This is a genomic window from Rothia sp. HMSC076D04 (genome assembly GCF_001814645.1).
Lineage (GTDB): Bacteria > Actinomycetota > Actinomycetes > Actinomycetales > Micrococcaceae > Rothia > Rothia mucilaginosa.
In genome coordinates this window covers 217,570-241,899 of sequence record NZ_KV817370.1, presented here as the reverse complement: position 1 = coordinate 241,899, position 24,330 = coordinate 217,570, and the positions used below count along the sequence as shown (strand labels likewise).

Annotated in this window: 22 protein-coding genes and 1 tRNA gene; 16 read left to right on the top strand and 7 right to left on the bottom strand. The window is 58.8% G+C overall.

The genetic code is table 11. From position 1 onward, the window contains the following. Positions 1-15 precede the first annotated feature (15 nt). Both HMPREF2980_RS07190 and HMPREF2980_RS07185 read left to right on the top strand, forming a co-directional pair. Positions 16-705: a nitrobindin family protein gene (locus tag HMPREF2980_RS07190; RefSeq protein WP_049349557.1), complete on the top strand. Its 690-nt coding sequence runs from the start codon at positions 16-18 to the stop codon at positions 703-705. A 65-nt stretch (positions 706-770) separates the two neighbouring features. Continuing rightward, entirely contained in the window at positions 771-2,006 is a 1,236-nt protein-coding gene (locus HMPREF2980_RS07185; RefSeq protein WP_070691043.1) for a CAF17-like 4Fe-4S cluster assembly/insertion protein YgfZ, read from the top strand. A gap of 141 nt (positions 2,007-2,147) precedes the next feature. Here HMPREF2980_RS07185 and HMPREF2980_RS07180 read toward each other — a convergent pair whose 3' ends face one another. Together HMPREF2980_RS07180 and HMPREF2980_RS07175 are read right to left on the bottom strand one after the other, a co-directional pair. Continuing rightward, complete coding sequence (locus tag HMPREF2980_RS07180; protein ID WP_005504866.1) at positions 2,148-3,179, bottom strand: 6-phosphofructokinase; 1,032 nt, start codon at positions 3,177-3,179, stop codon at positions 2,148-2,150. A 462-nt stretch (positions 3,180-3,641) separates the two neighbouring features. Further along, positions 3,642-4,844, bottom strand: coding sequence for a pyridoxal phosphate-dependent aminotransferase (locus tag HMPREF2980_RS07175; RefSeq protein ID WP_049341095.1), 1,203 nt, complete (start codon positions 4,842-4,844; stop codon positions 3,642-3,644). A gap of 353 nt (positions 4,845-5,197) precedes the next feature. On the opposite strand from HMPREF2980_RS07175, the gene HMPREF2980_RS07170 reads away from it, so the two are divergent. The 12 genes from HMPREF2980_RS07170 (at position 5,198) to HMPREF2980_RS07115 (ending at position 17,027) form a co-directional block, all read left to right on the top strand. Beyond that, positions 5,198-5,270, top strand: a tRNA-Trp gene (locus HMPREF2980_RS07170). A 77-nt stretch (positions 5,271-5,347) separates the two neighbouring features. Then, positions 5,348-5,626 carry a preprotein translocase subunit SecE gene (secE, locus tag HMPREF2980_RS07165; protein ID WP_049353360.1) on the top strand — a complete coding sequence of 93 codons (279 nt, stop codon included), beginning with the start codon at positions 5,348-5,350 and terminating at the stop codon, positions 5,624-5,626. A 104-nt stretch (positions 5,627-5,730) separates the two neighbouring features. Next, a complete protein-coding gene (gene nusG / locus HMPREF2980_RS07160; protein WP_049338063.1) occupies positions 5,731-6,477 on the top strand; it encodes a transcription termination/antitermination protein NusG in 747 nt (248 codons plus the stop codon). A 266-nt stretch (positions 6,478-6,743) separates the two neighbouring features. Next, positions 6,744-7,172 carry a 50S ribosomal protein L11 gene (gene rplK, locus HMPREF2980_RS07155; protein WP_005504870.1) on the top strand — a complete coding sequence of 143 codons (429 nt, stop codon included), beginning with the start codon at positions 6,744-6,746 and terminating at the stop codon, positions 7,170-7,172. 137 nt (positions 7,173-7,309) lie between these two features. Continuing rightward, the gene (gene rplA / locus HMPREF2980_RS07150; RefSeq protein ID WP_005504876.1) at positions 7,310-8,005 is read left to right on the top strand and encodes a 50S ribosomal protein L1; all 696 of its coding nucleotides are present in this window, start codon (positions 7,310-7,312) and stop codon (positions 8,003-8,005) included. 216 nt (positions 8,006-8,221) lie between these two features. Then, positions 8,222-9,211, top strand: coding sequence for an SLAC1 family transporter (locus HMPREF2980_RS07145; protein WP_070691041.1), 990 nt, complete (start codon positions 8,222-8,224; stop codon positions 9,209-9,211). A 195-nt stretch (positions 9,212-9,406) separates the two neighbouring features. After that, a complete protein-coding gene (locus HMPREF2980_RS07140) occupies positions 9,407-10,534 on the top strand; it encodes an ABC transporter ATP-binding protein (protein ID WP_070691039.1) in 1,128 nt (375 codons plus the stop codon). 399 nt (positions 10,535-10,933) lie between these two features. Beyond that, positions 10,934-11,464, top strand: a complete 531-nt coding sequence (gene rplJ / locus HMPREF2980_RS07135; RefSeq protein WP_044150180.1) for a 50S ribosomal protein L10 — start codon at positions 10,934-10,936, stop codon at positions 11,462-11,464. 155 nt (positions 11,465-11,619) lie between these two features. Next, complete coding sequence (gene rplL, locus HMPREF2980_RS07130; RefSeq protein WP_005504884.1) at positions 11,620-11,994, top strand: 50S ribosomal protein L7/L12; 375 nt, start codon at positions 11,620-11,622, stop codon at positions 11,992-11,994. A gap of 323 nt (positions 11,995-12,317) precedes the next feature. Next, the gene (locus tag HMPREF2980_RS07125; protein ID WP_070541415.1) at positions 12,318-13,859 is read left to right on the top strand and encodes a glycoside hydrolase family 32 protein; all 1,542 of its coding nucleotides are present in this window, start codon (positions 12,318-12,320) and stop codon (positions 13,857-13,859) included. Positions 13,860-14,101: 242 nt separating this feature from the next. Beyond that, a complete protein-coding gene (locus HMPREF2980_RS07120) occupies positions 14,102-16,099 on the top strand; it encodes a PTS sucrose transporter subunit IIABC (RefSeq protein ID WP_049349209.1) in 1,998 nt (665 codons plus the stop codon). A 274-nt stretch (positions 16,100-16,373) separates the two neighbouring features. After that, positions 16,374-17,027: a GNAT family N-acetyltransferase gene (locus HMPREF2980_RS07115; RefSeq protein WP_070541418.1), complete on the top strand. Its 654-nt coding sequence runs from the start codon at positions 16,374-16,376 to the stop codon at positions 17,025-17,027. Positions 17,028-17,143: 116 nt separating this feature from the next. On the opposite strand, the gene HMPREF2980_RS07110 is transcribed toward HMPREF2980_RS07115, so the two are convergent. From HMPREF2980_RS07110 to moaA, 5 genes are all read right to left on the bottom strand, one after another. After that, positions 17,144-18,220 carry a LacI family DNA-binding transcriptional regulator gene (locus HMPREF2980_RS07110; RefSeq protein WP_070506951.1) on the bottom strand — a complete coding sequence of 359 codons (1,077 nt, stop codon included), beginning with the start codon at positions 18,218-18,220 and terminating at the stop codon, positions 17,144-17,146. A gap of 156 nt (positions 18,221-18,376) precedes the next feature. Continuing rightward, positions 18,377-19,690: a molybdopterin molybdotransferase MoeA gene (locus HMPREF2980_RS07105; RefSeq protein ID WP_049353792.1), complete on the bottom strand. Its 1,314-nt coding sequence runs from the start codon at positions 19,688-19,690 to the stop codon at positions 18,377-18,379. Between the two features lie 138 nt (positions 19,691-19,828). Then, positions 19,829-20,500, bottom strand: coding sequence for a molybdenum cofactor guanylyltransferase (locus tag HMPREF2980_RS07100; protein ID WP_314604153.1), 672 nt, complete (start codon positions 20,498-20,500; stop codon positions 19,829-19,831). Between the two features lie 14 nt (positions 20,501-20,514). Beyond that, a complete protein-coding gene (locus HMPREF2980_RS07095) occupies positions 20,515-20,781 on the bottom strand; it encodes a MoaD/ThiS family protein (protein ID WP_049327549.1) in 267 nt (88 codons plus the stop codon). A gap of 126 nt (positions 20,782-20,907) precedes the next feature. Then, a complete protein-coding gene (moaA, locus tag HMPREF2980_RS07090) occupies positions 20,908-22,119 on the bottom strand; it encodes a GTP 3',8-cyclase MoaA (RefSeq protein WP_070691037.1) in 1,212 nt (403 codons plus the stop codon). A gap of 225 nt (positions 22,120-22,344) precedes the next feature. On the opposite strand from moaA, the gene modA reads away from it, so the two are divergent. After that, positions 22,345-23,175 carry a molybdate ABC transporter substrate-binding protein gene (gene modA, locus HMPREF2980_RS07085; protein WP_070691034.1) on the top strand — a complete coding sequence of 277 codons (831 nt, stop codon included), beginning with the start codon at positions 22,345-22,347 and terminating at the stop codon, positions 23,173-23,175. Positions 23,176-23,346: 171 nt separating this feature from the next. Further along, the gene (locus tag HMPREF2980_RS07080; protein ID WP_070677585.1) at positions 23,347-24,216 is read left to right on the top strand and encodes an ABC transporter permease; all 870 of its coding nucleotides are present in this window, start codon (positions 23,347-23,349) and stop codon (positions 24,214-24,216) included. The last annotated feature ends 114 nt before the right edge of the window (positions 24,217-24,330 follow it).

The following is a 24,330-nucleotide window of genomic DNA, read 5'->3' as shown; positions in this document are numbered from 1 at the left end:
ACTAAAATGGAAGGTATGGCTATTGAAATCCCTACCAACCTAACCCCTGAACTTGTTCCCTTCGCATGGTTGCTCGGCACCTGGGAAGGCACCGGAACCATGTGGTACGAAGGCCAGGAAAACACCCCCTTCGGCCAGATTATTACTTTTGAGCAGGATGGTCTGCCCTTCATTGAATACCGCGCTGAGTCTTTCCTGCTCGATGACGAGGGTCAGAAGCTGCGCCCCATCACCGTTGAAACCGGTTTCTGGCAGATTGACCGCCCCCTCACCGACGCTGACGGCGGCTTCGGTATCGTCCCCAAGGACGTTGTTCCCGCCTTCGCTGACGCGGCAAGCGTAGAGACTCTCCGCAACGCCGACGACGGCTTCTCCCTGCTGGCAACCATTGCGCACCCCGGCGGTATTAGCGAAAACTACGTGGGCATGGTTAAGGGTCCGGTCATCCGCATGCAGACCGGCAACCTACTGCGCGACGACATTTCCCACGAATACGCAGGCTCCGTGCGACTGTGGGGCCTGGTCAACGGCAACCTCATGTGGGACTGGGAGGTCGCAGACGCCGAGGGCAAGCTGCACAAGCACGCTTCCGCTGAGCTGCGTAAGACCTCTTCGATGACCGGCGACTCCCTGGGCACTTCGATGTTCGGTTCCCTGGACGGCGAAGAGCCCACCGGCGAGCCCGGCTCTGAGCCCACCGCCTAATAACTAACTTGTGTCTGCCCCGCTGGTCGGCGGGGCAGACTCTTTGCGTGAAAGGTGCACCTTCCGTGACTGAATCTTCGATTGAAGCGCCTCAGGCTGAGGCACCCCAGCCCGATGCCTCCCGCCCGGTGAGCCCCCTGCTGAGCCTGCACGGCGCTTTTGCCGCCTCCGGGCTGGATGCCGGCGTCGCCGCACACTACGGCAACCCCATGCTGGAGCAGCGCGCCCTCAGCTTCGACCGCTCCGCCGGTGCGGATGAGCCGCTAGTGTTAGTGGACCGCTCCTCCCTGGGCGTAGTGCGTGTTGCGGGTCCGGACCGCCAGACTTGGCTGACTTCCATCGCTTCTCAGATTCTGACCGGCATGACCGCCGGGGAGAGCCGCGAGTTCCTGCTGCTTTCGCCTCAGGGCCGCGTGGAGTATGCCCCGGCTGCTATCGAAGATGGCGAGGCGCTCTGGCTCATCGTGGAGGGCGACCAGGCTCAGCCGCTGACCGATTACCTGAACCGCATGAAGTTCATGATGCGTGTTGAGGTACAGAACCTCAGCGACGAGTACGCCGTGCTGGAGAGCGCCCGCAACCCGATTCTGCAGGACGGTTCGGTGCATCCGGCGCTCGCCGAGACTAAGCCGCTGGTGTGGGAGGACTCTTGGCACACTCCGGCACCTGGCAGCTACCGTTACGATGAGGCGGGTGACGCTCACCCTGGCGCGGACTACGTGCGTTTCTTGAGCATCGTGCCGCGCTCTGTTCTGCCCGCCCTGGCTGAATCTTCGGACGCGCGTTTTGCGGGTCTGTGGGCTGCGGAGGCTCTGCGTATTGAGGCGTGGCGCCCCCGCTATGGCACCGAGGCTGACGATAAGACCATCCCGCAGGAGCTGGATTACACCCGTACGGCGGTGCATTTTGATAAGGGCTGCTACAAGGGGCAGGAGACGGTGGCTCGTGTGCATAACCTGGGCCGCCCGCCGCGCCGCCTGGTGTTCTTGGATATTGACGGTTCGGAGCACACCCTGCCGGCGGCAGGTAGTGAGCTGTTCGTGGAGGGCAAGTCCCGCCCGGTCGGTCGTATTACCTCAGTGGCGTTGCATCACGAGGCGGGCCCGATCGCCCTGGCCGTCATTAAGCGTGGCGTTGATCCGAAGGCGCCCCTGCGCGCGGTAGACGGTGGGGATTTCCTGCCCGACGGGTCCCCGGCACCGGCCACGGAGTATGCGGTGGCTCAGACGACTGTGGTTTCGCCGGAGTCCGGTGAGGTGGCGCGTCGTTCTTTGGCGGGTCAGGACTTCCTGAAGCGCTAGGCGCTCCCCGACCCAAAACCGCCTGAACTAGAACCCATCCCAACTAGAACCGCGGAGGCGGACACTCGTTGCGAGTGCCCGCCTCCGCGGTTTTAGTATGAGTGCTCAGCGAGCTTGCTGAGCTTGCTGAGCTTGCGGGGTTTAGCGGCCGAAGAGGACGGCTGCTTCTTCCCAACGTTCCTGAGGTACGGACTTCAGACCGTCCAGTGCCTCTTCAAGGGGTACGTACTTGATCTCGGTGCCCTGAACGGAGACCATCTTGCCCCACTGCTTCTGAGCGACCATGTCGACTGCGCCCATGCCCAGGCGGGTTGCGAGCACGCGGTCGTAGCCGGTGGGTGCGCCACCGCGCTGGATGTGGCCCAGGATGGTGTTACGGGTTTCGACGCCGGTCATCTTCTCGATTTCGTGGGTGATGTACTCACCGATACCACCGAGGCGGGGACGACCGTCCTTCTCGGTACCCTTGTTTGCCATGACGTCGTCGAAGCCTTCGGGGATGAAGCCTTCAGCCACAACAACCAGGGGAGAGCGGCCGCGGTCGTGTACTTCCTTGACCCATTCAGCGACCTGCTCCATGGAGACCTTGACCTCGGGGATCAGGATTGCGTGTGCGCCTGCTGCCATACCGGAGTGCAGGGCGATCCAGCCGACGTGGCGGCCCATGACCTCTGCGACCATGCAGCGGTGGTGCGATTCACCGGTGGTGCGGATGCGGTCCATAGCCTCGGTTGCGATGGACACTGCGGTGTCGAAACCGAAGGTGTAGTCGGTTGCGCGCAGGTCGTTGTCAATGGTCTTGGGGACACCGATGACGGGCAGGCCTGCGTCTGCCAGGCGCTTTGCGCCTGCGAGGGTGCCTTCACCACCGATAGCGACGATTGCGTCGATGCCGTGGCGTTCCATCATAATTTCGATGTTTTCGGGGCCACCGTTGGGACCGTCGAAGGGGTTGGTGCGGGAGGTACCGATGATGGTGCCGCCCTGGGCTGCCAGGCCGCGGACCTTCTGACGGGGCAGGTCCATGTAGTCGCCTTCAACGACGCCGCGCCAGCCATCACGGAAGCCGACGAACTCGTAGCCGTACTTCTTGACGCCGTTGAGGACAGCGCCGCGGATGACAGCGTTCAGGCCGGGGCAGTCGCCGCCGGAAGTAAGCAGACCGATCTTCATGGTTGGCTCCTAATGTCTGCGCGTTTTAGGTGTTGTGCGCGCGTGTATATAACTATGACCTCCACGAATTCGGCACGCGAATGTTCGCCGGTCGGGAGGTCGTTCTCTTGGTCTCTATTTTAGCGATGTTTGGGTTGTGTGGGTAGTGGTGGAAAGCCGTGGGAACGCCCGTTTCGGTGCTGAAAAGTTCAGGTTTTTAGTACCTGTATGTTTGGGTTTGAAACACAAATAGCCGCCCTTTCCCACCTATGGCACCGAAGAGGCGAATGAGGCTTCCTCACATCTGTAAAGATGCGGGAAGCCTCATTCGTTTTAAAAATATTTTTAAATACTTGTGGGATTCTCCGTTTTTAGGACAAAAAACGGTCAATAGTCCTGTGATTGATCGTTTTGTGCCGGTTCACCCAACACCTAAATCGCACCTCCCGCCGGGGCAAGAGACGCGGTTCGGAGAGCCGCGAACTAGTCGCGTGCCTGACCGAGGAACTTCTGCAGACGCGCCAGGCCCTCTGCCAAATCCTCATCGCTCAGGGCGTAGGAGAGGCGCAGGTAACCGCTGGGGCCGAATGCCTCGCCGGGAACCACTGCGACCTCGGCCTTTTCGAGGATGAGCTCGGCGAGCTCTGCGGTGGTCTGCGGGCGTACGCCTTCAATTTCCTTGCCGAGCAGTTCGCGTACGTCCGGGTATGCGTAGAACGCACCGGTGGGTACGGGGCAGTGCACGCCTTCAATAGCGTTCAAGCCATCTACGATGGTGCGGCGGCGGCGGTCGAAGGCTGCGTGCATGATTTCCACGTCGTCCTGCGGGCCGGTCAGAGCGGCAAGGGCTGCGCGCTGGGCGATGTTGTTGACGTTGGAGGTCATGTGGGACTGCAGGTTGGAGGCTGCGGCGATGACGTCGCGCGGGCCAATCATCCAGCCTACACGCCAACCGGTCATGGCGTAGGTCTTTGCCACGCCGTTGAGGATGACGCACAGGTCAGCGAGCTCGGGTACTGCCTTCAGGATAGAGACTGCCTGAACACCGTCATAGGTGAGGTGCTCGTAGATTTCGTCGGTCAGAACGAAGATGCCCTTGGCAAGTGCCCATTCGCCGATGGCGCGGGTTTCTTCTTCGGTGTAGACGGCACCGGTCGGGTTGGAGGGGGAGACGAAGATGAGCGCCTTGGTGGCGGGGGTGTAGGCCGCTTCGAGCTGCTCGACGGTGACCTTGTAGTGCTGGTCGCTACCGGCGAAAACCTCGATAGGGTTACCGCCAGCCAGGCGAATGCACTCGGGGTAGGTGGTCCAGTAGGGTGCGGGCAGCAGGACGTCGTCGCCTTCGTCAATGACGGTTGCGAATGCCTGGTAGACCGCCTGCTTGCCGCCGTTGGTGATGACAACCTGGGAGGGGTCAATCTCTACGCCGGAGTCGCGCAGGGTCTTTTCCGCGATTGCCTTCTTCAGCTCGGGAAGACCGGAGGCGGGGGAGTAGCGGAAGTTCTTGGGGTCGTTGAGCGCTTCGCGTGCGGCGTCCACAATGTGCGCGGGGGTGGGGAAGTCCGGTTCGCCTGCGCCGAAACCGATGACGGGGCGTCCCTGAGCCTTGAGTGCTTTTGCCTTTGCGTCGACGGCAAGGGTTGCGGAGGGTGCGATGGCACCGATGCGGCTTGAAATACGCGCCATGGGGCTCTCTTCTCTTTCTTCTTGTGCGCTGCCGGCGTGAAGTCGACAAGGAAATAGGTGATGGGAATGCACGTGTGGGACCAATCCGCGCGTGATGGGCGCGGGTGTGTGCGGCGTTCCTTGTAATAGGATACGGTCCACTAGTAGCGATGCGGAACCCTTCGTCAAGGTATCTCAAGAGGTTTTTCGAAAAATATTACATTTTGAAGTTGCATCAGCCCCGAAAGATGGTTTACAGTTAGTTCTGCACCCGCAAGGGTGTAATTGTTTGCCCCTCTAAAGCCACGGCTTAGGAGGCAGTGGAGGAGTAGACAAGTGAGAAGCAACTCTCGCACCTGAAGTTAACGCTTCAAAGGGTGGTGGCTCAATTGGTAGAGCAGCGGTCTCCAAAACCGCAGGTTGCAGGTTCGAGTCCTGTCCGCCCTGCTTTTATTGCCTCAATACCATCTTTGTACGCCCGTTCCCCGGGCGTACTTTTTTAGACTCAGAAAGGGGCAGAAGAAATGGCATCGTCTGCTACCGCCGAGAAGGCTGTTAAGCCCGGCGCATCGTCGAAGAGCGATAAGAAGCTCGGTTTCTTCGGCCGTATTTTTGCATTCCTCCGTGAAGTTATTGCGGAGTTGAAGAAGGTTACTACTCCCACCGGACGCGAACTGGTTGGTTACTTCTTCGGAGTTCTGTTCTTTGTCGTGGTGATGCTCCTGCTTATTTCTGGTCTGGATTATCTTTTCGGCCAGGGAGCATTCTGGATTTTCGGTAACGGAACGATTCAGCGTAACTAGTACTGGCTGCATCCTTATCTGGGGTGCCCCATCAGTGATTTCCCTCAGCGCATTGGCGAGTGGAAGTCCCCTCTAGATGATTAACGATAGAAAGTAGGAGCGACGTGTCCGAGCAGGAACTGGTATCCGAGATTGAAGAGGTCGAGGTAGCCGCTGCTGAGGCTACTGAGGAGTCTGCAGCTATTGAGCAGCAGGCTGAGGAAGCTACCGAGGCTGTCGAGGTGGCTGAAGCAGCTGCTGAGGCGGCTGAGGAAGTCGACGCTCTGGAAGAATTCAAGTCCAAGCTGCGCCGTCAGATGGGCGACTGGTACGTGGTTCACACCTACTCCGGTTACGAGAACAAGGTGAAGACCGGTATCGAGACCCGTATCCAGAACCTGGAAGCTGAAGATGAGATCTTCGAGGTTCAGGTCCCCATGGAAACCGTGGTTGAGTTCAAGAACACCGTGAAGAAGACCATCCGCCGCGTGCGTGTTCCCGGTTACGTTCTGGTTCGTATGGAACTGACCGACCACTCGTGGGGCGTTGTCCGCCACACCCCCGGTGTGACTGGCTTCGTGGGTCAGGATGCGTACAACCCGGTCCCGCTGCGCATGGACGAGGTCTTCGACATGCTCCTGCCGGTCTTCGAAGAGCAGCAGCAGAGCCAGGGTCTGCCTGTTTCCAAGCCCGTTATCGAGTCCGACTACACTGTGGGCGAGAATGTCCGCGTGAAGTCCGGTGCTTTCGAGGGCATGGACGCTACCGTTTCGGAGATTAAGGGCGAGTCCCAGCAGATTGTCGTGATGATTTCCGTCTTCGGCCGCGATACCCCGGTGACCTTGAGCTTCACCGAGATCGAAAAGATTTAACGCTTTTAGCGTGTGAATATGAGCCTCGCACTTCGGTGTGGGGCTCATATTTTGTGTCGGCTGTATAACCAGCGGCGGCTGTGCGGGTGGGGTTTACTCTTTCTGCTAGCTGGCGCTGGATTAAGTCGCTGATTAACGCTAGAATGTTGGTTTGTGTATGCGCATGTCACGCTTTCATGCGGATGCACGGGTGACCGCGCCACGGTCACCGTCTTGCCGGCGTACGCTCCTGTGCGTCGGTTCCCAGCTAAGAAAAGGACCCTACATTGGCTCCCAAGAAGAAGGTCACTGGCCTCATCAAGCTGCAGATCCAGGCAGGCGCCGCTAACCCGGCTCCCCCCGTCGGCCCCGCACTGGGCTCGCACGGTGTGAACATCATGGAGTTCTGCAAGGCATACAACGCTGCAACCGAGTCGCAGCGCGGTAACATCATCCCCGTTGAGATTACCGTCTACGAGGATCGCTCCTTCACCTTCATCACCAAGACCCCTCCGGCTTCCCAGCTGATCAAGAAGGCTGCTGGCGTTGCTAAGGGCTCCGCTGTTCCTCACACCACCAAGGTTGGTTCGCTGACCGAGGCTCAGGTGCGCGAGATCGCTGAGACCAAGATGCCCGACCTGAACGCAAACGACCTGGATGCTGCTTCCAAGATCATCGCAGGTACCGCTCGTTCCATGGGTATCACCGTCGAGTAATTTCGGTTCGCCGAATAGCCGAGTAATCGGCACCGTAGATTTTTCTACACAGAACTTGTAAATGCCCGTCGTATGGACGGGATGTGGCAGAGCCGAGCGCGGCTCACGAGACCACAACTGCATAAGGAGAAAAGCAGATGGCAAAGCGCAGCAAGGCGTACAAGGCAGCTGTAGCCAAGATTGAAGAGGGTAAGCTCTACACCCCCGCTGAGGCAGTTGCCCTGGCGAAGGAAACCTCTTCCACCAAGACCGACGCAACCGTTGAGGTTGCAATGCGTCTGTCCGTTGACCCCCGTAAGGCAGACCAGATGGTTCGCGGTACCGTGAACCTGCCCCACGGCACCGGTAAGACCGCTCGCGTGGTCGTTATCGCAGCAGGCCCCAAGGCTGCTGAGGCTGAGGCAGCTGGCGCTGACTACGTTGGTTCCGACGAGCTGATCGCAAAGATCGCTGGCGGCTGGACTGACTTCGACGCAGCGGTTGCAACCCCCGACATGATGGGCAAGGTCGGCCGCCTGGGTAAGATCCTGGGTCCCCGTAACCTGATGCCGAACCCCAAGACCGGTACCGTGACCATGGATGTTGCAAAGGCTGTTGCAGACATCAAGGGCGGTAAGATCGACTTCCGCGTTGACCGTAACTCCAACCTGCACTTCATCATCGGTAAGGCTTCCTTCACCGCTGAGCAGCTGGAGGAGAACTTCCAGGCAGCTCTGGAAGAGGTTAACCGCCTGAAGCCCTCTTCGGCTAAGGGTCGTTACATCTCCAAGGCAACCGTTGCTACCACCTTCGGCCCCGGCATCCCCGTTGATCCGGCTGCCGTTGCTGCCTAAGGTATGCACCTGTAGCTTCTAGCATTTAGCTAGTAGTCGCCCCCGACGTTTAGGCGTCGGGGGCGATTTTTATGCCTGCTCTCCTGCCGCTCTACCTGTATGTTCTGGAATATATCTGCGGCAAGCTCGTTAGAATAAACAGCACACACTTCGTTCTTATCATCCTAGTTCCGCCTGCCTGATGCGCGGGCTCAAGCAGACCTTAAGGATCTATTCATGACTCAGCTTTTACCGGCTTCTTCTACTCCCTCAGCGCAGGCTGCCATTCGTCCCTTCCCGATTCCCGTCAGCTACTTTGCGATGGCACTGGGTACCGGTGCCCTGGGCGCGGCATGGCGTGCCGCCGCCTCCGCGGGTATGGTTCCCGCTTGGCTGGGTGAGGCGATTCTTGCTTTCGCCGCTGTGGTGTGGCTGATTCTGATTGCCGCCATGGTTGTTGCGGTGTTGAATTTCCGCCCGTGGCTGCGGGAGCAGTGGGCGCATCCGGTGCAGTGCTGCTTCTTTTCGCTAATCCCGGCGACGACCGCGCAGATGGGTGCGACGGTCTTCCCGTACCTGTCCTACCTGGGTTACGCTTTGGCGATTCTTGGCGGTCTGGGGCAGCTGTACTTTGCCTCCCACCGCATTGCGGGTATGTGGCGCGGTACCCACGTGGCGGAGGCGACCACCCCGGTACTATACCTGCCGACGGTTGCGACGAACTTTGCGACGGCAACCGCGATGGGCATGATGGGATGGAAGGACGCGGCGATGCTTTTCTTCGGCGCGGGCCTGATTTCGTGGTTCAGCATGGAGTCCGCGATCTTGAACCGTCTGCGTAACCTGGCTCCGATGAACGTTGGTGAGCGCGGTCTGATGGGTGTGCAGTTGGCTCCGCCGTTTGTGGGAGGCAACGCGTACCTGGCAGCTAATGGCGGCACGGTGGACTGGTTCTTCCTCATCATGACCGGTTACGGTATTTTGCAGCTGCTCTTTTTGATGCGTCTGCTGCCCTGGATTATGGAGGGCGGCTTCTCCATGAGCCTGTGGGGTTTCTCCTTCGGTATGGGTGCAATGGTTTCTACCGGCGTGCATTTGAGCGCCGCGGGCGTGCTGAACCCGCTGGGTATTGTGCTGATGGCGATTGGTACTGGTTTCTTGGTCTTCCTGTGGGGCGGTGTGGCGTATGTGGCGTCGCAGGGTCGTTTGTTGGTGGGTCGGCGCTAGAGGCCTTTCGCTGCTTTAGGCATATGGTGTGAGCCCCGGATGTGATCCGGGGCTTTGCCGTGCCTAGACTTTCTTGTGTGGGCTTTTTGTTTGGTTTTTCTTCAGGCAGCCGGCGTGGAGGCTGAAGCGGTTGTTTTATGACGGTGCTTATCTTCTGCACCCGTGCCGGGCACAAGTTTCGGCGATAATGGGGGAATGACTTCTGCATCCTATTCTTCTGCCGCGGCGGAGCCTTTTGAAGGCCTGCGTATTCGAGGTGTCGCCAAGACCTTTGGCACCGATACGACGGTTCTGAATGAGATTGACCTGGATGTGCACCCCGGCGAGTTGATTTCTCTGGTTGGTTCTTCGGGTACGGGCAAGTCGACCCTGCTGCGTATTATTGCCGGTCTGGAGGAACCGAGCGCCGGTCGGGTGACCTACGCCGGTCAGCCTCTGGAACGCGGCTCGGTGGGTGTGGTTTTTCAGCGCCCTATTCTGTACCCGCACCTGAGCGTGAAGGACAATATTCTGTTTCCGACCCGGCTGGGCGCGTTCGCCGGTCGGGTTGATATGGACTACTACCGTGAGCTACTGGAGGCTTTGAAACTTGAGGGGCTGGAGTCCCGTAAGCCTTCGCAACTGTCGGGTGGTCAGGCTCAGCGTGTGGGTATTGCGCGTGCTTTGATTCGTCGTGCCCCGGTGGTTCTTTTTGATGAGCCGCTGGCGAGTGTGGATGAGCAGATGAGCGCGAGTATCCGCGCCGATATTGTGCGCCTGCATGAGCGTTACGGTTTTACGGGCCTGTACGTGACCCATGATCAGAATGAGGCGCTCATGCTGGGGCAGCGTGTGGCGGTGATGGATGCTGGCTACCTGGTGCAGGTGGACACTCCGGAGCGGTTGCTGGCGCATCCGCATACTCTGCAGGTGGCTAAGCTTTTGGCGGCGCCCGCGCTGAACCTTTTGAATCTTGAGGATTCTGAGTCGCTTCCTGCCGGGTGTGAGCTGGCGATTCGTGCGACCGCGCTGTGCCCTGTGGCAGCAGACGCTGCTCATGCTCTGCCGGTGCAGGTGCTTGGCAGCCGCCATCTGGTGGGCGGCATGCTGTACAGTGCGCGTCTGTTAGAGGCGGTGTCCCTACCTCTGGAATCTCGACGGGCTTCGGTGGATTCTGAGTTGAGTGCCCGAGTGCGTGCCGGTCAGGAGCTTGAGTTCTTTATCTCGGATGCGCAGGGCACCTCCCTGATTGGCGCCTCGCTCAGCGTAGGGGAGCAGGTGCACCTGGGTGTGGCAGCGGAGCGTTGCTTCTTGTTCTCAGGTGGAAAGCGCTTTTACCTCTAGAACACGGTTTCTGGGCCTTTCAATCGGGCCTTTTAGGCGGGAGAAAGAGCGGTTATTTGGCTTAAAAGGGGTCTTTAAGTGATTAATCCCACTTAATCACGTTTTTAACTTGCGACTCGGGCTTTAACCTGAGATGATGAATGAACCAAAGACCGCCGGTCTAGAACTATGTCCTTTATCGCCACCTCGATGGAGACGAAGAATAGAGTTCTGATAAGAGCAGATTTCACTAGAAATCGCCGCCCGCGTAGGTAACTCGAAGTGAATAGTCGTTGCCCTAATTTAGGGTGCCGTCTATCGTGCCTCGTACGCCTACGCGTCGGGGCATTTTTTATTGCTTGCAATAAATGCTTCGAGGCTCTACCGGCGACCTTACAAGAATCGGAAGAAGGAACTACCATGGCGACTCAGGAAAAGATCGCTGCAGTATCCGAGCTGAAGGAACTCTTCGAAGCTTCGAACGCAGTCATCCTGACCGAATACCGCGGTCTCACTGTTGCACAGCTCAAGGAGCTGCGCCGCGCACTCGGTGCAGAGACCGAATACGCCGTGGTGAAGAACACGCTGGCTGCTATCGCAGCTAAGGAAGCTGGCATCGACGCATTCGAAGGCCACCTCCAGGGTCCCTCCGCACTGGCATTCATCAAGGGCGACCTGATCGATGCTGCCAAGGGCCTGCGTGACTTTGCCAAGGCTAACCCCCAGCTGATTGTGAAGAACGGTTACTACGAAGGTGCCGCTCTTTCCGAGGACGACGTCAAGCGCTACGCTGACCTGGAATCCCGCGAGGTTCTGCTGTCCAAGGTTGCAGGTGGTGCAAAGGCTACCATCGCACGCATCGCACAGGTTGTGGACGCACTGCGCGTCAAGCTGGAGGAGCAGGAAGGCGCAGCTCCCGCTGCAGCCGAGGAGGCTTCGGAAGAGGCATAAGCCCCTTTCGTGCTACTGCACCAGCGCTGAGATACTCAGCAGCGTGAACGCAAACAGCGTATAACGCACCCTAAATTTGACCGACCCTTTCGGGTAGGTACTGAAGATTTACACCGCGGGCGTCAGCCCGCACCAGATAGTGAAGGAGCCAAACAATGGCTAAGCTGTCCATCGAAGAACTCATTGCAGCATTCAAGGAACTGTCCCTGGTTGAGGTTTCCGAGTTCGTTAAGGCATTCGAGGAAGAGTTCGACGTCACCGCAGCAGCTCCCGTTGCTGTTGTAGCAGGCGGCGCAGCAGGCGAGGCTGCTGAAGAGAAGTCCGAGTTCGACGTTATCCTGGAGTCCGCTGGCGACAAGAAGATCGCAGTGATCAAGGAAGTTCGTGCCCTGACCTCCCTCGGCCTGAAGGAAGCAAAGGACCTGGTTGACAGCGCTCCCAAGGCTCTGCTCGAGGGCGTTTCCAAGGAAGACGCTGAGAAGGCTAAGGAGCAGCTCGAGGCTGCTGGCGCAACCATCACCCTCAAGTAATCGACTTCTTCTCGATTCTTACGCGGGCGGTGCATCCATCGGATGTGCCGCCTCGCGGCATTTAACGGCCCCGAACCCGCCCGGTATGAAGACTGGGGAGGTTCGGGGCTTTGCCGCATCCGCTCTTTTCTCCTGTAGCAAACGGTGGTGCTGTCCTATCTGACCGCGCTCACCCGCAGAAGTCGCTGTGACCGCACTGTGCCCCGGATGAGAGAGGCTGAGAGCACTGTGGTGCCTCTCTCCTAGAGCCCGGCAACGGGGCAGAGGTGCCGTATGATGGGATGAGACAACCCAGACATTCCTTTGCACGAAAGCGGATAGACATGAGCGAGCAGAAGAAAAAGAAGAAGAGCGCAACCGAGCGACCCGCCCGCGACTTGGCGGCTGAAGCACAGCAGGTCCTGGACGCTTTCGGTGCCGGTGTTCGTGAAGACCGCGACTACCCTGCTCTGCACCTGGCGCCTCCCGTGGGCCGCCTGAATGACCCGAACGGCCTGGTCTTCGATGGTAAGCGTTATCACGCCTTCTACCAGTACTCGCCCCTGCACCCGGAGCGTATGGTCTACTGGCGTCATGCGGTCAGTGAGGACCTGACCCACTGGACCGATGAGGGTACCGCCCTGGTGCCCGATAGCCGCTACGATTCGCACGGCTGCTACTCCGGCTCCGGTATTAAGGTTCCCGGCGGTTTTGAGTTCTTCTACACCGGTAACGTGAAGGACGAGAAGGGCAACCGTGAAACCTACCAGATTCTCGCAACTGCGGGTGAGGACGCGAAGCCGACCCGTCAGCTGCCCCCGCTGATTTCCGGCCCTGAGAAGGGCTACACCGCGCACTACCGCGACCCGCACGTCTTTGAGCGTAACGGCGAGTGGTGGATGGTTATTGGTGCTCAGCGTGAAGACAAGACCGGCGCCGTGGTCGTGTACACCTCCGCTGACCGCCGCGAGTGGGCCTTCCGCGGCGAGCTGGACATCAAGGATAAGAGCCTCAAGGGCACCTACATGTATGAGTGCCCCTCCCTGCTGAGCATGCGTGATGAGCTGACCGGCGAGATTCGTGACGTGCTGATTTTCAGCCCGCAGGGCATGCATCCCCTCGGCGAGAAGTACAACAACATTTTCCAGAGCGGCTACATTGTTGGTTCGCTGGATAACAAGACCCTCAAGTTCACCGTGGAGACCCCCTTCACCGAGCTGGATGCAGGTTTCGAGTTCTACGCACCGCAGACCATCTCCGGTACCGGCCTGACCGCCGACCCGAAGGCACCGCACGATGTATGCGGTGATGCCCCGGTGATGATTGCTTGGCTGGGCAATGCTGACCAGGACGACCTGCCCTCGTGGAGCCACCGCTGGGTGCACATGTTCACCTACCCGCGTGAGCTGCACCTGCGCAACGGCAAGATTTTCCAGCGCCCGGTTCCGCAGCTGAACGACGCGATGAAGATGACCCCGCTGTACCGCGAGGAGGAGAAGGGTAAGCTCGTCGAGCTGAAGAATGCCCTGACCTTCCGTCTGCGCGGCCGCGTGAACGTCTCTGACGAGTGCGTGAAGCTGAAGATCAAGGACACTCACGGCGTGGCACTGAGCATCGTTCTGGATAAGGACTTTGTGCAGATGGACCGTGGCGGTACCCGCTACACCGAGGGTGGCAGCCTGCGCCGTCGAACCCTGAAGCGTTCGAAGATTCGCGAGTTTGACCTGCTTGTGGACGGTTCGGCTACCGAACTGTACGTGGGTGGCAAGCTGGTTGCCTCCATGGGCGCTGAGGTTATGACCGCTCGCACCTTCTTCAAGGGCGATAAGCGCCGCGTCCGCCTGACCGGTGGCGAGGTGCTGTCCCTGGAGTATGGCCGCCTCTAAGCCATTTTCTAGGCGTTGGGAGCCGCCTATGCGGGTAGTTTCCGGTAATTTCTGAATATGTCTGAGAGCTCACTCTCCGTGTGGAGAGTGGGCCCTCGCTTTTAAGAACTTTCCCGTGATACCATGTTTTACATCTGATATGTCAAACGTATGACATATACATGACATGCACACACAGACATGTCACCCCACCCCATTTACAAAGCATCATACGGTGGTGCTCCAAACAAAGGAGAGCGAGCGTGGACCACAAGTCAGTGGCACAGCGCGTGCTGAAGGACGTCGGTGGCGCCGGCAACATCGTTGCAGCCGCACACTGCGCAACCCGCCTTCGCCTCGTCCTGAAGAACCAGGACAAGGTCGACCAGGCAGCAATCGACAACGACGAGGATCTTAAGGGCAGCTTCCTCAATGCTGGCCAGTTCCAGATTATCGTCGGCCCCGGCGACGTTAACGAGGTACACAAGCACCTTATCGCCGCTGGCGCACCCGAAGCATCTAAGGATGATCTCAAGGAAATCGCCTCCAAGCAGGGCAACATCGTTTCCCGCTTCATTAAGACCATTGCTGATATCTTCGTCCCGCTGATTCCGGTTCTGGTCGGTGGCGGTATGCTGATGGCAATCAACAGCGTGCTGACCTCCAAGGGTATCTTTGGTCCCGAGAGCTTCATCGCAATGCACCCCGAGTGGGCTGACTTTGCAGACATCATCAACCTGCTCTCCGCAGCTCCCTTCGCCTTCCTGCCCGTGCTGGTCGGCTTCTCCGCTACTAAGGTCTTCGGTGGTAACCCCTACCTCGGTCTGACCATGGGTGCCGCGATGGTTTCCCCGGCCCTAATGAACGGCTACAGTGTCGCAGCATCCCTGGCGGGTGCTGAAGGCACCGACCCGATGAAGTACTGGAACCTCTTCGGTCTGCAGGTTCAGCAAGCGGGTTACCAGGGTACCGTGCTGCCCATTATGCTGGTCGCCTTCATCCTGGCGAATATCGAGAAGTTCTTCCACAAGGTCCTCAAGGGCACCATCGACTTCATCTTCACCCCCACTCTGACCATCCTCATCACCGGCTTCCTGACCTTTATTCTGGTCGGTCCCCCGATGTTCCAGCTGGGTACCTGGTTGGGCGAGGGCGTGAACTGGCTCTACACCGTTGCCGGCCCGCTCGGCGGTCTGGTCTTCGGTACCTTCTACGCATTCATCGTGATGACCGGTATGCACCAGGCATTCCCGCCCATCGAGATGAGCCTGTGGGCTACCGGTGGTTCCTTCATCTTTGTTGTCGCGTCGATGTCTAACGTGGCGCAGGGTGCTGCTGCAGCCGGTGTTGCGCTGACCACCAAGAACAAGAAGATTAAGGGTATTGCTTCGGCATCTGCACCCTCGGCATTCCTGGGTATTACTGAGCCCGCAATGTTCGGTGTGAACCTGGCTCTGCGCTGGCCCTTCTACATTGCTATTGTTTCCGCAGGTATCGGTGCAATGGTCGCTTCCATCCTGAATGTGAAGGCAATTGCTCTGGGCGCCGCTGGTTACATCGGCTTCCCCTCCATTAGCCCCACTACCGGCGCGGGCTGGGCTGGCTTCTTCGGCTGCCTCATCCTGACCACCGTTATCGCTTTCGTTGCCTCCTTTATCTGGGGTAAGAAGGTTGAGGCTGGCAACACTGAGGCACCCGCTGCACCCGCTGCTGCCGCTCCCGTTGCCACCGTAGCTGCTGCCGCAGCTCCCGCCGCCGCTGTAGCATCTGAGGCTGGCGAGAGCGTCGAAATCGGTTCCCACATGGTCGGTTCCGTGGTTCTGCTGGCTGACGTCAAGGATCCCACCTTCTCCTCCGGCGCACTGGGTGCAGGCACCGCAGTGGAGCCCACCGAAGGTAAGCTCTACGCACCGGCTGACGGCAAGATCACCGTTGCATTCCCTACCGGCCACGCATACGGTCTGCGCACCGAGGACGGCCTGGATCTGCTGATGCACATCGGCATGGACACCGTTGAGCTCGACGGCAAGCACTTCGAGCCCAAGGTTGCTAAGGGTGACACCGTCAAGCGCGGCGACGTCATCGCTGAGTTCGATATCCCCGCCATCAAGGCTGCTGGCTACCCGCTGGCAACCCCCATGGTGATTACCAACGCCAAGAAGGCGGCTGCTTCGGTTGAAGATGTTCAGGCTTCGGGCGCATCGGTGACCAGCGCAGATTCGCTGCTGAAGGTTGCACTGAAGGCAAAGGCTAACGCATAGTCTGCACTCTTAATGAGTAGATAACCTCAACGTGATGTACACCCCGTACCCCTCTTCCTAGAGTTGGTGCGGGGTGTACATTTTTTCCTGCAAAGTAATGCAAAAATAACATGAATAAATATTCGTAAAATTTATGCATATTGGTGCAATATAAGCTGGCACACATTCGATGCATGGCTATGAAAAATGTCTTGATAAGGCAGAATTTATTAGCCAGGAGTGAATAATCCAGCTAATATTTATGTATAGTTTCAAGCTTTTGTAAAGGGTGAATATGACCTTAGCTTCCTATACTGTCCGCACCGCCGAGCCTCATGAATATGCCGAAGCGCTCGAAGTCCTGATTGCCGCGTTTGACGGTGACCCTGCCATGATGGCAGTCATTGCAGGCGGTAGCCGCCGACAGGAACTCGCCAGGCTCCGCGCCATTATGACCCTTCAGGTCTACGGCAACTTCCAGGGTCGCGGCCGTATCGACATTGCTATTGACGACTCTACCGGCAAGATTGTGGGTGTTTGTCTCTGGAACACCCCTGAATCCCATGAGGGTTCCTTCGCTAACGAGCTCAAGCAGATTGGCGCCTACTACAAGGCACTCGGTTGCAAGACCCTGCTGAGGGCAGTCCTGATGGAGCTACACCTGCTCAAGTACCGCCCCGCGTACAAGCACTGGTACCTCTTCAACATTGGTGTCCTCGAAGAGTACCGAGGCCGCGGCATCGGCTCGCAGCTACTCGATTACGGTACCGAACGCATCGGCGACTACCCCGCCTACCTCGAAGCATCGACCTACGATAGTGCCCGTCTCTATGAGCGCCGCGGATTCTTCTCCCTCGGCCCGCTCCACGGAATCTTCTCCAAGGCACACGCCGTTGGTATGGTCTACCCCGGCACCGGTCCCACCGAGATTGTGCAGCGCACCTCCTAAACTTCCGGACGCGCACAAAACCGATAAATGTATATGCAAAATCCGCCCCACCGTGAGCACTCGCACGGTGGGGCGGATTTTTATCGTCAGAAGAGGAGCTTCTTATTGGAGCTCGTCTATTGGAGCTCGTCCGGGGCGGAGGTGTCAGGCTGAATCTGATCCAGATTCGGGATAGAACGCACCGTAGCCCCCAGATGGAGCTCAACCGGGAGTACATCCTCGGGCTGGGTAATTGGGGGAGTGGTCTTCTCTGAGGAATCCTCCTGCTGTAGCTCAATGAGCTCCAGCAGACGCTGCGCGGTACGCTCTGCCATGCCCTCAATCGGCTGAACCACGGTCGCCAACTCCGGCATGAGCAGCTGAACGCTCTGCGTGCCATCGTAACCAATCACCTGGAAATCCTCCGGAACACGAATAGCGCGTGCGCGCGCCCAGCCCAGCGCCAACGCGGCGTAATTATCGTTGGAGGCGAAGACCGCATCCACCGGCTCCGGGCTATCGGCGCGTTCGTCGAGGTGGCGGTAGAGCACCTCACGCTTAATGCCCAGGGAGGGGTGGAAGCCCAGCTCCAGGAACTCCGGCATGAGTCCGGCTTCGAGCATTGCCTCACGGTATCCGCGCTGACGCTCATTGTGCTTACCCAGGGTCGACGTCACGTGCACAATATTCTGCGCACCCGTGGCAATCAGATGCTCCGTGGCGGCGCGGGCGCCTCCGTAATTATCGGAGCGGACATTCGGGTAAAAGCCGCTTTCGAGGCGGTCCACGGTCACCAGGGGAGCCTGGGCGTGCGGAATATTGACCAGCGCGTCAGAGTGGGCGCCGCTGATGATGCCGTCCACCTGATTGGAGAAAAGCATCTCCAGGTAGCGCTTCTCTTGTTCGGGGTGGTCATCGCTATTGCAGAGAATGACCCGGTAGCCTGCTTCGGCAAGGTAACTTTCGAGGCGGTACACCATCTCCCCGTAGAAGGGGTTTGCGACCGTGGGGAAGATGAGGCCCACCATCTGCGAGCGCTGGCCCTGCAGGCTGCGGGCGATGGCGTTGGGGCGGTAGCCGAGTTCCCGCATTGCCTCGTGGACCTTGGTGCGGGTGCTTTCGCTCAGGTAGCCGCGGTTGTTGAGCACGCGGGAGACCGTGGTGGGGGAGACTCCCGCCAGGGCTGCAACGTCGCTGAGTTTGGGCTTAGCCACGGGGGCTCCCTTCGGTATGCTAAACGATTGACATATCTTTCTACTATACCTTCTTCACAGGAGCTAACGGAGCCTCGAAAATCAGACGAGGCCTCAAAAAACTAGAAAAAGCGCTTTTCCCCTGTGCTGCCAACCGCACCGATTTGCCGTGCCGGTCTACAGCACCGGAATAACCGGAACGCGAGCCCCCACCTCATGCGCAGAACCTCGCACCGAAGAATCATCCAACACTGCGCAGTGAGTAGCCGCCGCCAACGAGGACAGCATATGCGACGCCGACTTCGGCAGAGGATACGCCACACCATCACGCACCGACACCGGAAGCAGACGAGCCCCCGCCGACTTACGCAAAGTATCCACCGGATCACCCAGAACCGCCGAATCTAGCTCAGGAAGAGGCATATCCCTCATACCAGCCAAAAGCGGCGGCAAATACGAATACAAAGCCGTGTACGCCGCCAAAGGATTACCCGGCAGACCCAACACAAAACGCTCACGACCCGAATTCGGACCCTTCTCCGGAACCGGCAAACGCGCAGCCAACGCAGGATGACCCGGACGCACATCTACCGACTCAAACAGGTACGTCGCACCCATATCGTTGAGCACCTTACGCACCAAATCAACACCCGAAGTACTCGACCCGCCCGTAAACACCAGCACACGAGCCGTCGATGTGGACAAGAACGTGCGGAACTCAGACTCAACATCCGCCAGGCGAATCGACGGGCGCGCCTCGCAACCAGCAGAAATAATCGCATGCTCCATGAAGCCGCCAAAGGCATCACGCACCTGACCCGGCGCAGGCACACCAAAGGTAATGACCTCATTACCCGTAAACGCGCAACGCACCGGAATCGGGGCATACACCGGCAACTCATCAAAACCATTCGTGCCCAAGAATGCCGCCATACGAGCAGACACACGGTCACCGTGGCGCGCCAACAACTCGCCACGTTCCAGCTCAGCACCAGCATGGCGAATATCAGCACCCGGTGCTGGAGGCTCAAAACCCTCCGCCATATCCAGGTAATGAATGCTTGCCTGAGTCTCCAAATGGGAACCCATGCCCGGACGAGAAGAACCCTCCGCACCCTCATACAGGCGGGAATGCTCCTCACGCACAATCGCCTCGGCACCCTCCGGGATTAAACCGCCCGTCAGAATCGGGGTCGCCTCACCCGGAACAATCGGCACCGTCAGACGGTGAATATTCGCGCGAGAATCCTCCGGATACGCCGGCGTCACCAGACGCCACGGAGGTGCACCCGTCACAGCGTAACCGTCCATCGCGGAAGAGCTGTAGTGGGGCACCGGCATCATCGAATAAACATCATCTGCCAAATAGTGGCCAATCGTCGCCAACAGCGGCAAAGACTCCGTCTTCACATGATGCGCAATGTCCAGGCCCTGCTCATGCAGAATCTGGCGGGCCTGCTGCCACGAAACAGAAGGAATATGGTGAGACATCGTACCTCGTAAAAGTGTGTGCGGGACGCGCAACAGCGCGCGAGCTCAAAAACGCTACCGAATGCGGTGCCCAGAGCTCTAACCTACTACCTAGGTTACTCGTAGCTTGGCAACTAGCGCTTCTGGGCGCCTCAGATGCTAATAACTCGACCAGAGTGAAGTCGTATAGCCGAGAGCCTGCGCCTGCTCCCACGTATCAACATCGGCGGTGTCAGTGGCAGACATCTGAACCGCCGCCGGGTTCAAACGGCGCAAAAAAGAACGAACAGAAGCGTCGGTGGTACCGGTCGAAAAGACCGAACGGATCGCCTCAAAATGGTAAATACCCACCAGGGGCTGATAGATGCCCTCAGCGACACCCCAGAAACCTGCAGATGATTCAGAATCGGTGGGGGAGAAGCCCGCCGCGCGCTCAGCATTTCGCGCCGCAGCAATCAGCTGCTGAACCGCCGGGGCAACACGCGGAGTATCCACACCCAAAATCAGGCACCATTCGGGCAGAGGCACCTGAGAGCGCTCGCAATCGGCCGCAATACACTCCAACCCGGCATGAATCGCCGCAGCAGGACCCGAAAACGGCGGATCCTCACGAGTGCGCAACACCCCCGACGGCAAGGGTAGGCTCTCCGGACCCACCACCACGCGCGGGGATGCGGTGGCCACCGCCTCCAGGGCACAACCCAGCAGGGTATTCGTGCCATCAGACAGAGACGCCTTCGGCACGTGGTTCAGGCGGCGAGAAGCGCCTCCGGCAACTACGACCGCGGCGCACGAAAAATCGCCCTCGGCGGGGAGCCGGGAACCGGGCATCTTATCCGCCCGCATTATCCACCCGCAAAGGGAGGCAGAACGTCCACACGATCGGCATCCTGCAGCGGAGCCTGCGCATCAGAACGGGCACCATTGACCAGGAACGAGCACTGCTCCATGACCTGCGCAAGAGTCAGACCCGAAGGGGTTGTGCCCTCCAAGCTCTGGCCCAGATGCTCAATCAGCGCGCCAAGAGTTGCAGACGGCAGCTCAGCCAGGGGCACCGACAGCTGCGCGGTACCCGCCGCAGAACGCGCGGCAGCGAAAAAATGAACCTGCATAATGCTCCTCAATCCTTGAATAAACTCTGAGTAGGGTAGCCGAAAGCCAGGGGGTAAGGTGGCAGTAAAAGACCTTGTCCCACGCATATTTGGGTGTATATCCGGCTAATAAATAGGGTAGTTTCCTTAGCCGCCAATAGCGCTCATCGAGCGGCTCGCCTTGGCGAACTCCTCAATATCGAAGTCAGCGTCTTCCTTGCCGTGAGCGCGCGGCTTGAACCACATGCCTTCACGCCAACGCAGAGCCAGCTGCTGATCGTCAGCACCGGAACGTAGAAGCTGCATCAGGTCAGTCTCAGTGTCAGAGAACAAACACGAGCGAATCTTGCCGTCCGCCGTCAGGCGGGTGCGGGTGCACGCATTGCAGAACGACTCCGTCACCGAGGCGATGATGCCCACACGACCCAGAGACTCGGTACCGTCGACGGGGAAGCCCGCATCATCCAGGGCAGTACCGAGCGGGTACACCTCCCACAGCTGAGCGGGGGAGTCACCACGCGCCTCAGCCACCGAACCCAGGACGTACTCAGCCGACAGCTTCTCGCGAATCTCAGCGGCAGTAATAGTGCCCTCGCGGGTCCAACGGTTATCGGCATCCAGCGGCATCTGCTCAATGAAACGCAACTGGTAGCCGCCCGCCAGTGCCCAACGCAGAAGGTCGGGAGCCTGGTCATCATTCAGGCCCGGCATCAGCACAGCATTAATCTTGATGGGCCACAGACCGGCTTCGGCGGCTCCGTCGATACCCTTCAACACGGCGTCGAGCTTATCGCGGCGGGTCAGCTCAGCGAAGGTCTCACGGCAAATCGTGTCCAGGGAAACGTTGATACGGGTAAGACCAGCCTCAGCCAGGGCGGCAGCGCGCTTCTCCAGACCGATACCGTTCGTCGTAATCGCCAGGGGGATGCTCGGGTGCGCCTCATGAATACGCGAAATGATGTCCACCAAATCGGCGCGGACCAGCGGCTCACCGCCGGTAAAGCGGATTTCCTCAACACCCAGCTCAGTAATCGCAATATCTGCCAGGCGTGCAATCTCCTCGGCGGAGAGCAGGTTTTCCTTCGGGAGCCACTGCAAACCATCCGCCGGCATGCAATAAATGCAACGAAGATTACATTTATCGGTTAGAGAGATTCGCAGGTCGGTAGACACGCGACCCCAGCGGTCCAGGAGCGGACCGCTGTTCGTAATATTCGGGAGCTTACGCTGAGGCTTTGCGCCACTCTCAGATTTTTCGGGCGTCACAAAAGCAGCTCCGTTACCCTCCGCAGAAGATAAGGTGCTTAACACTGGGCCAGAAATGAGTTCAGAAGAGGCCGAATTTGCCGTATACGCCATGGAAAACCTATGTGGAAAATTTGCATATTTCAGGTGACAATATGATTATTCCATGTTCCGGCGCCCCTTACATAGTGTGTGAAGGGTAAGTTACAGCTACGCCACCGTAGAAAACTGTGACGACGCAACAAAACGTGTGCAAGCTAGGGGTGTACACAAAACGTCACAAAGAGCCCGCGCATGGACCCACCTCACCTCCATAAGTAGTACGACCAAAGGACACACATGAAGACTCCTCTTGCTGCCCTCAGCGCACTCGCTGCAGCAACTCTCGCACTGACCGGTTGCGGCTCCACCCAGAGCTCCTCCTCTTCCACTGCCTCCGCAGGTAGCTCCTCCTCTGCCTCCGCAGCAGGTACCCAGGCATCCTCCGGCAAGATCCAGGTCTTCGCCGCAGCATCCCTGAACAACGCAGGCGCAGACCTGGAGAAGGCATACGAAGCAGCAAACCCCGGCGTTGACATCACCTTCGTCTACGAAGGCTCCGCAAAGCTCGTCACCCAGATCGAGCAGGGCGCAACCCCCGACATGCTCATCACCGCAGACACCAAGAACATGGACAAGGCTAAGAAGCTGAACGAGTTCTCCAACTCTGAAACCAACGTCCTGGTCACCAACAAGCTGGTCCTTGTCACCGCTGAAGGCAACCCCGGCAAGATCAACAGCCTCGACGACCTGAAGACCACCGAAGGCGTCGTCGCAGTCTGCAAGGAAGACGTCCCCTGCGGCACCCTGGCGCACGAAGAGCTGAAGAAGCACGACATCACCCTCAAGAACGCAACCACCGAGGGTAAGGTCACCGACGTGGCAACCAAGGTGTCCACCGGTAACGCAGATGCAGGCTTCATCTACACCACCGACCTCGCAGCAGCCAAGAAGAAGGGTGCAAACCTCGGCTCCATCGAGCTGACCGATGTTGAGCCCAACGAATACCCCGCAGCGCTGAGCAAGACCGGCTCCTCCTCCGAGGCTGCAAAGAAGTTCAACGAGTGGCTGAAGACCTCCGACGAGGCTAAGAAGATCCTCTCCGACTACGGCTTCAACACCACCAAGTAGTCATTAGCACCCCACGCTTCTCAGCTGAAACAGCTATAACGAGGCAACGGGACACACCCCGCAGGATGCGGTGGCACGCTCAACAAGCATGCCACCGCATCCTGAACATATTTTCCGACGCACACCAATAACCACTGCAGAAGACCCCTAGCACAACAAGTAGAAATACCCATGTCAGACACCGCTACCGCGCCCACCAGCCGCCGAGCGCGCACCTCCCGAGAGAAGCTTTTCGCATCTGTTCCCCGGCTCTTCCTCATCCCGGCAACTCTGGGTATTTTCCTCATTGCAGGTCCGCTCCTCGGGCTTTTCATTAATATTCCCTGGAGTCAGCTGGGTACCATCTTTACCCCGCAGGTTCTCGGGGCTGCCAACCTCTCTCTCAGCACGGCCGCCGCATCCACCCTTATCTGCGGCCTCCTCGGTGCTCCCCTGGCGCTCGTGCTCTCCAAAGTGCTCAACCGCTCGCGGATGCACCGCTTCGGGTCGGTCCTCTACGCCATCATCTACACCCCGGTGATTCTCTCACCGGTGGTCTCCGGCCTCGGTCTGCTCTTCTTCTGGGGACGCAAAGGCATGATCGGCACCTACCTCTACCAGGCTGGAATCTCTATTCCGTTTACCTCGAACGCGGTGATTATCGCCCAGGTCTTCGTTGCCCTGCCTTTCTTTGTCGCCACCGCAGTTACCACCCTGCAGGCTATTCCCCGCGATTATGAAGAAATCGCTCTTGTTGAAGGCGCCGGACCGGCAGAGACCACCTTTAAAGTGCTCCTGCCTCTCGCAGCGCCCGGCCTTGCGACTGCTTTCCTACTTTCCTTCGCTCGCGCGCTTGGCGAGTACGGCGCAACCGTCACCTTCGCAGGCAATGTGCAAGGCAAAACCCAAACCATACCCCTCGCCATTGACCTAGCCATCAACAGCAGCGACATCCCCAGCGCCCTCGGAAGCGCGCTAATTCTCATCAGCCTCTACCTGGGAATCTTCGGTGTCCTCGGTCTAGCTCGCGCCCTCAAAAAACTGCGCGAAAGCACCCGATAAAACCGGCCCGTCCCAAGGAACCGCAGCGCCATCTGAAGACTATTAGGCGAAACTGCGTTTACCAGCTCACAACCGCACCCGTACACTGTTCTTAACTATTGCCGCACGATTGGA

What these genes read in the sequence shown, in the direction of transcription:
- rplL (WP_005504884.1), top strand. Translation starts at nt 11,620, where the DNA reads ATGGCTAAGCTGTCCATCGAAGAACTCATTGCAGCATTCAAGGAACTG.
- HMPREF2980_RS07080 (WP_070677585.1), top strand. Translation starts at nt 23,347, where the DNA reads ATGTCAGACACCGCTACCGCGCCCACCAGCCGCCGAGCGCGCACCTCC.
- secE (WP_049353360.1), top strand. Translation starts at nt 5,348, where the DNA reads ATGGCATCGTCTGCTACCGCCGAGAAGGCTGTTAAGCCCGGCGCATCG.
- rplJ (WP_044150180.1), top strand. Translation starts at nt 10,934, where the DNA reads ATGGCGACTCAGGAAAAGATCGCTGCAGTATCCGAGCTGAAGGAACTC.
- modA (WP_070691034.1), top strand. Translation starts at nt 22,345, where the DNA reads ATGAAGACTCCTCTTGCTGCCCTCAGCGCACTCGCTGCAGCAACTCTC.
- HMPREF2980_RS07140 (WP_070691039.1), top strand. Translation starts at nt 9,407, where the DNA reads ATGACTTCTGCATCCTATTCTTCTGCCGCGGCGGAGCCTTTTGAAGGC.
- HMPREF2980_RS07180 (WP_005504866.1), bottom strand. Translation starts at nt 3,179, where the DNA reads ATGAAGATCGGTCTGCTTACTTCCGGCGGCGACTGCCCCGGCCTGAAC.
- HMPREF2980_RS07145 (WP_070691041.1), top strand. Translation starts at nt 8,222, where the DNA reads ATGACTCAGCTTTTACCGGCTTCTTCTACTCCCTCAGCGCAGGCTGCC.
- HMPREF2980_RS07095 (WP_049327549.1), bottom strand. Translation starts at nt 20,781, where the DNA reads ATGCAGGTTCATTTTTTCGCTGCCGCGCGTTCTGCGGCGGGTACCGCG.
- HMPREF2980_RS07175 (WP_049341095.1), bottom strand. Translation starts at nt 4,844, where the DNA reads ATGGCGCGTATTTCAAGCCGCATCGGTGCCATCGCACCCTCCGCAACC.
- HMPREF2980_RS07190 (WP_049349557.1), top strand. Translation starts at nt 16, where the DNA reads ATGGCTATTGAAATCCCTACCAACCTAACCCCTGAACTTGTTCCCTTC.
- moaA (WP_070691037.1), bottom strand. Translation starts at nt 22,119, where the DNA reads ATGGCGTATACGGCAAATTCGGCCTCTTCTGAACTCATTTCTGGCCCA.
- HMPREF2980_RS07105 (WP_049353792.1), bottom strand. Translation starts at nt 19,690, where the DNA reads ATGTCTCACCATATTCCTTCTGTTTCGTGGCAGCAGGCCCGCCAGATT.
- HMPREF2980_RS07100 (WP_314604153.1), bottom strand. Translation starts at nt 20,500, where the DNA reads ATGCCCGGTTCCCGGCTCCCCGCCGAGGGCGATTTTTCGTGCGCCGCG.
- rplA (WP_005504876.1), top strand. Translation starts at nt 7,310, where the DNA reads ATGGCAAAGCGCAGCAAGGCGTACAAGGCAGCTGTAGCCAAGATTGAA.
- HMPREF2980_RS07125 (WP_070541415.1), top strand. Translation starts at nt 12,318, where the DNA reads ATGAGCGAGCAGAAGAAAAAGAAGAAGAGCGCAACCGAGCGACCCGCC.
- HMPREF2980_RS07115 (WP_070541418.1), top strand. Translation starts at nt 16,374, where the DNA reads ATGACCTTAGCTTCCTATACTGTCCGCACCGCCGAGCCTCATGAATAT.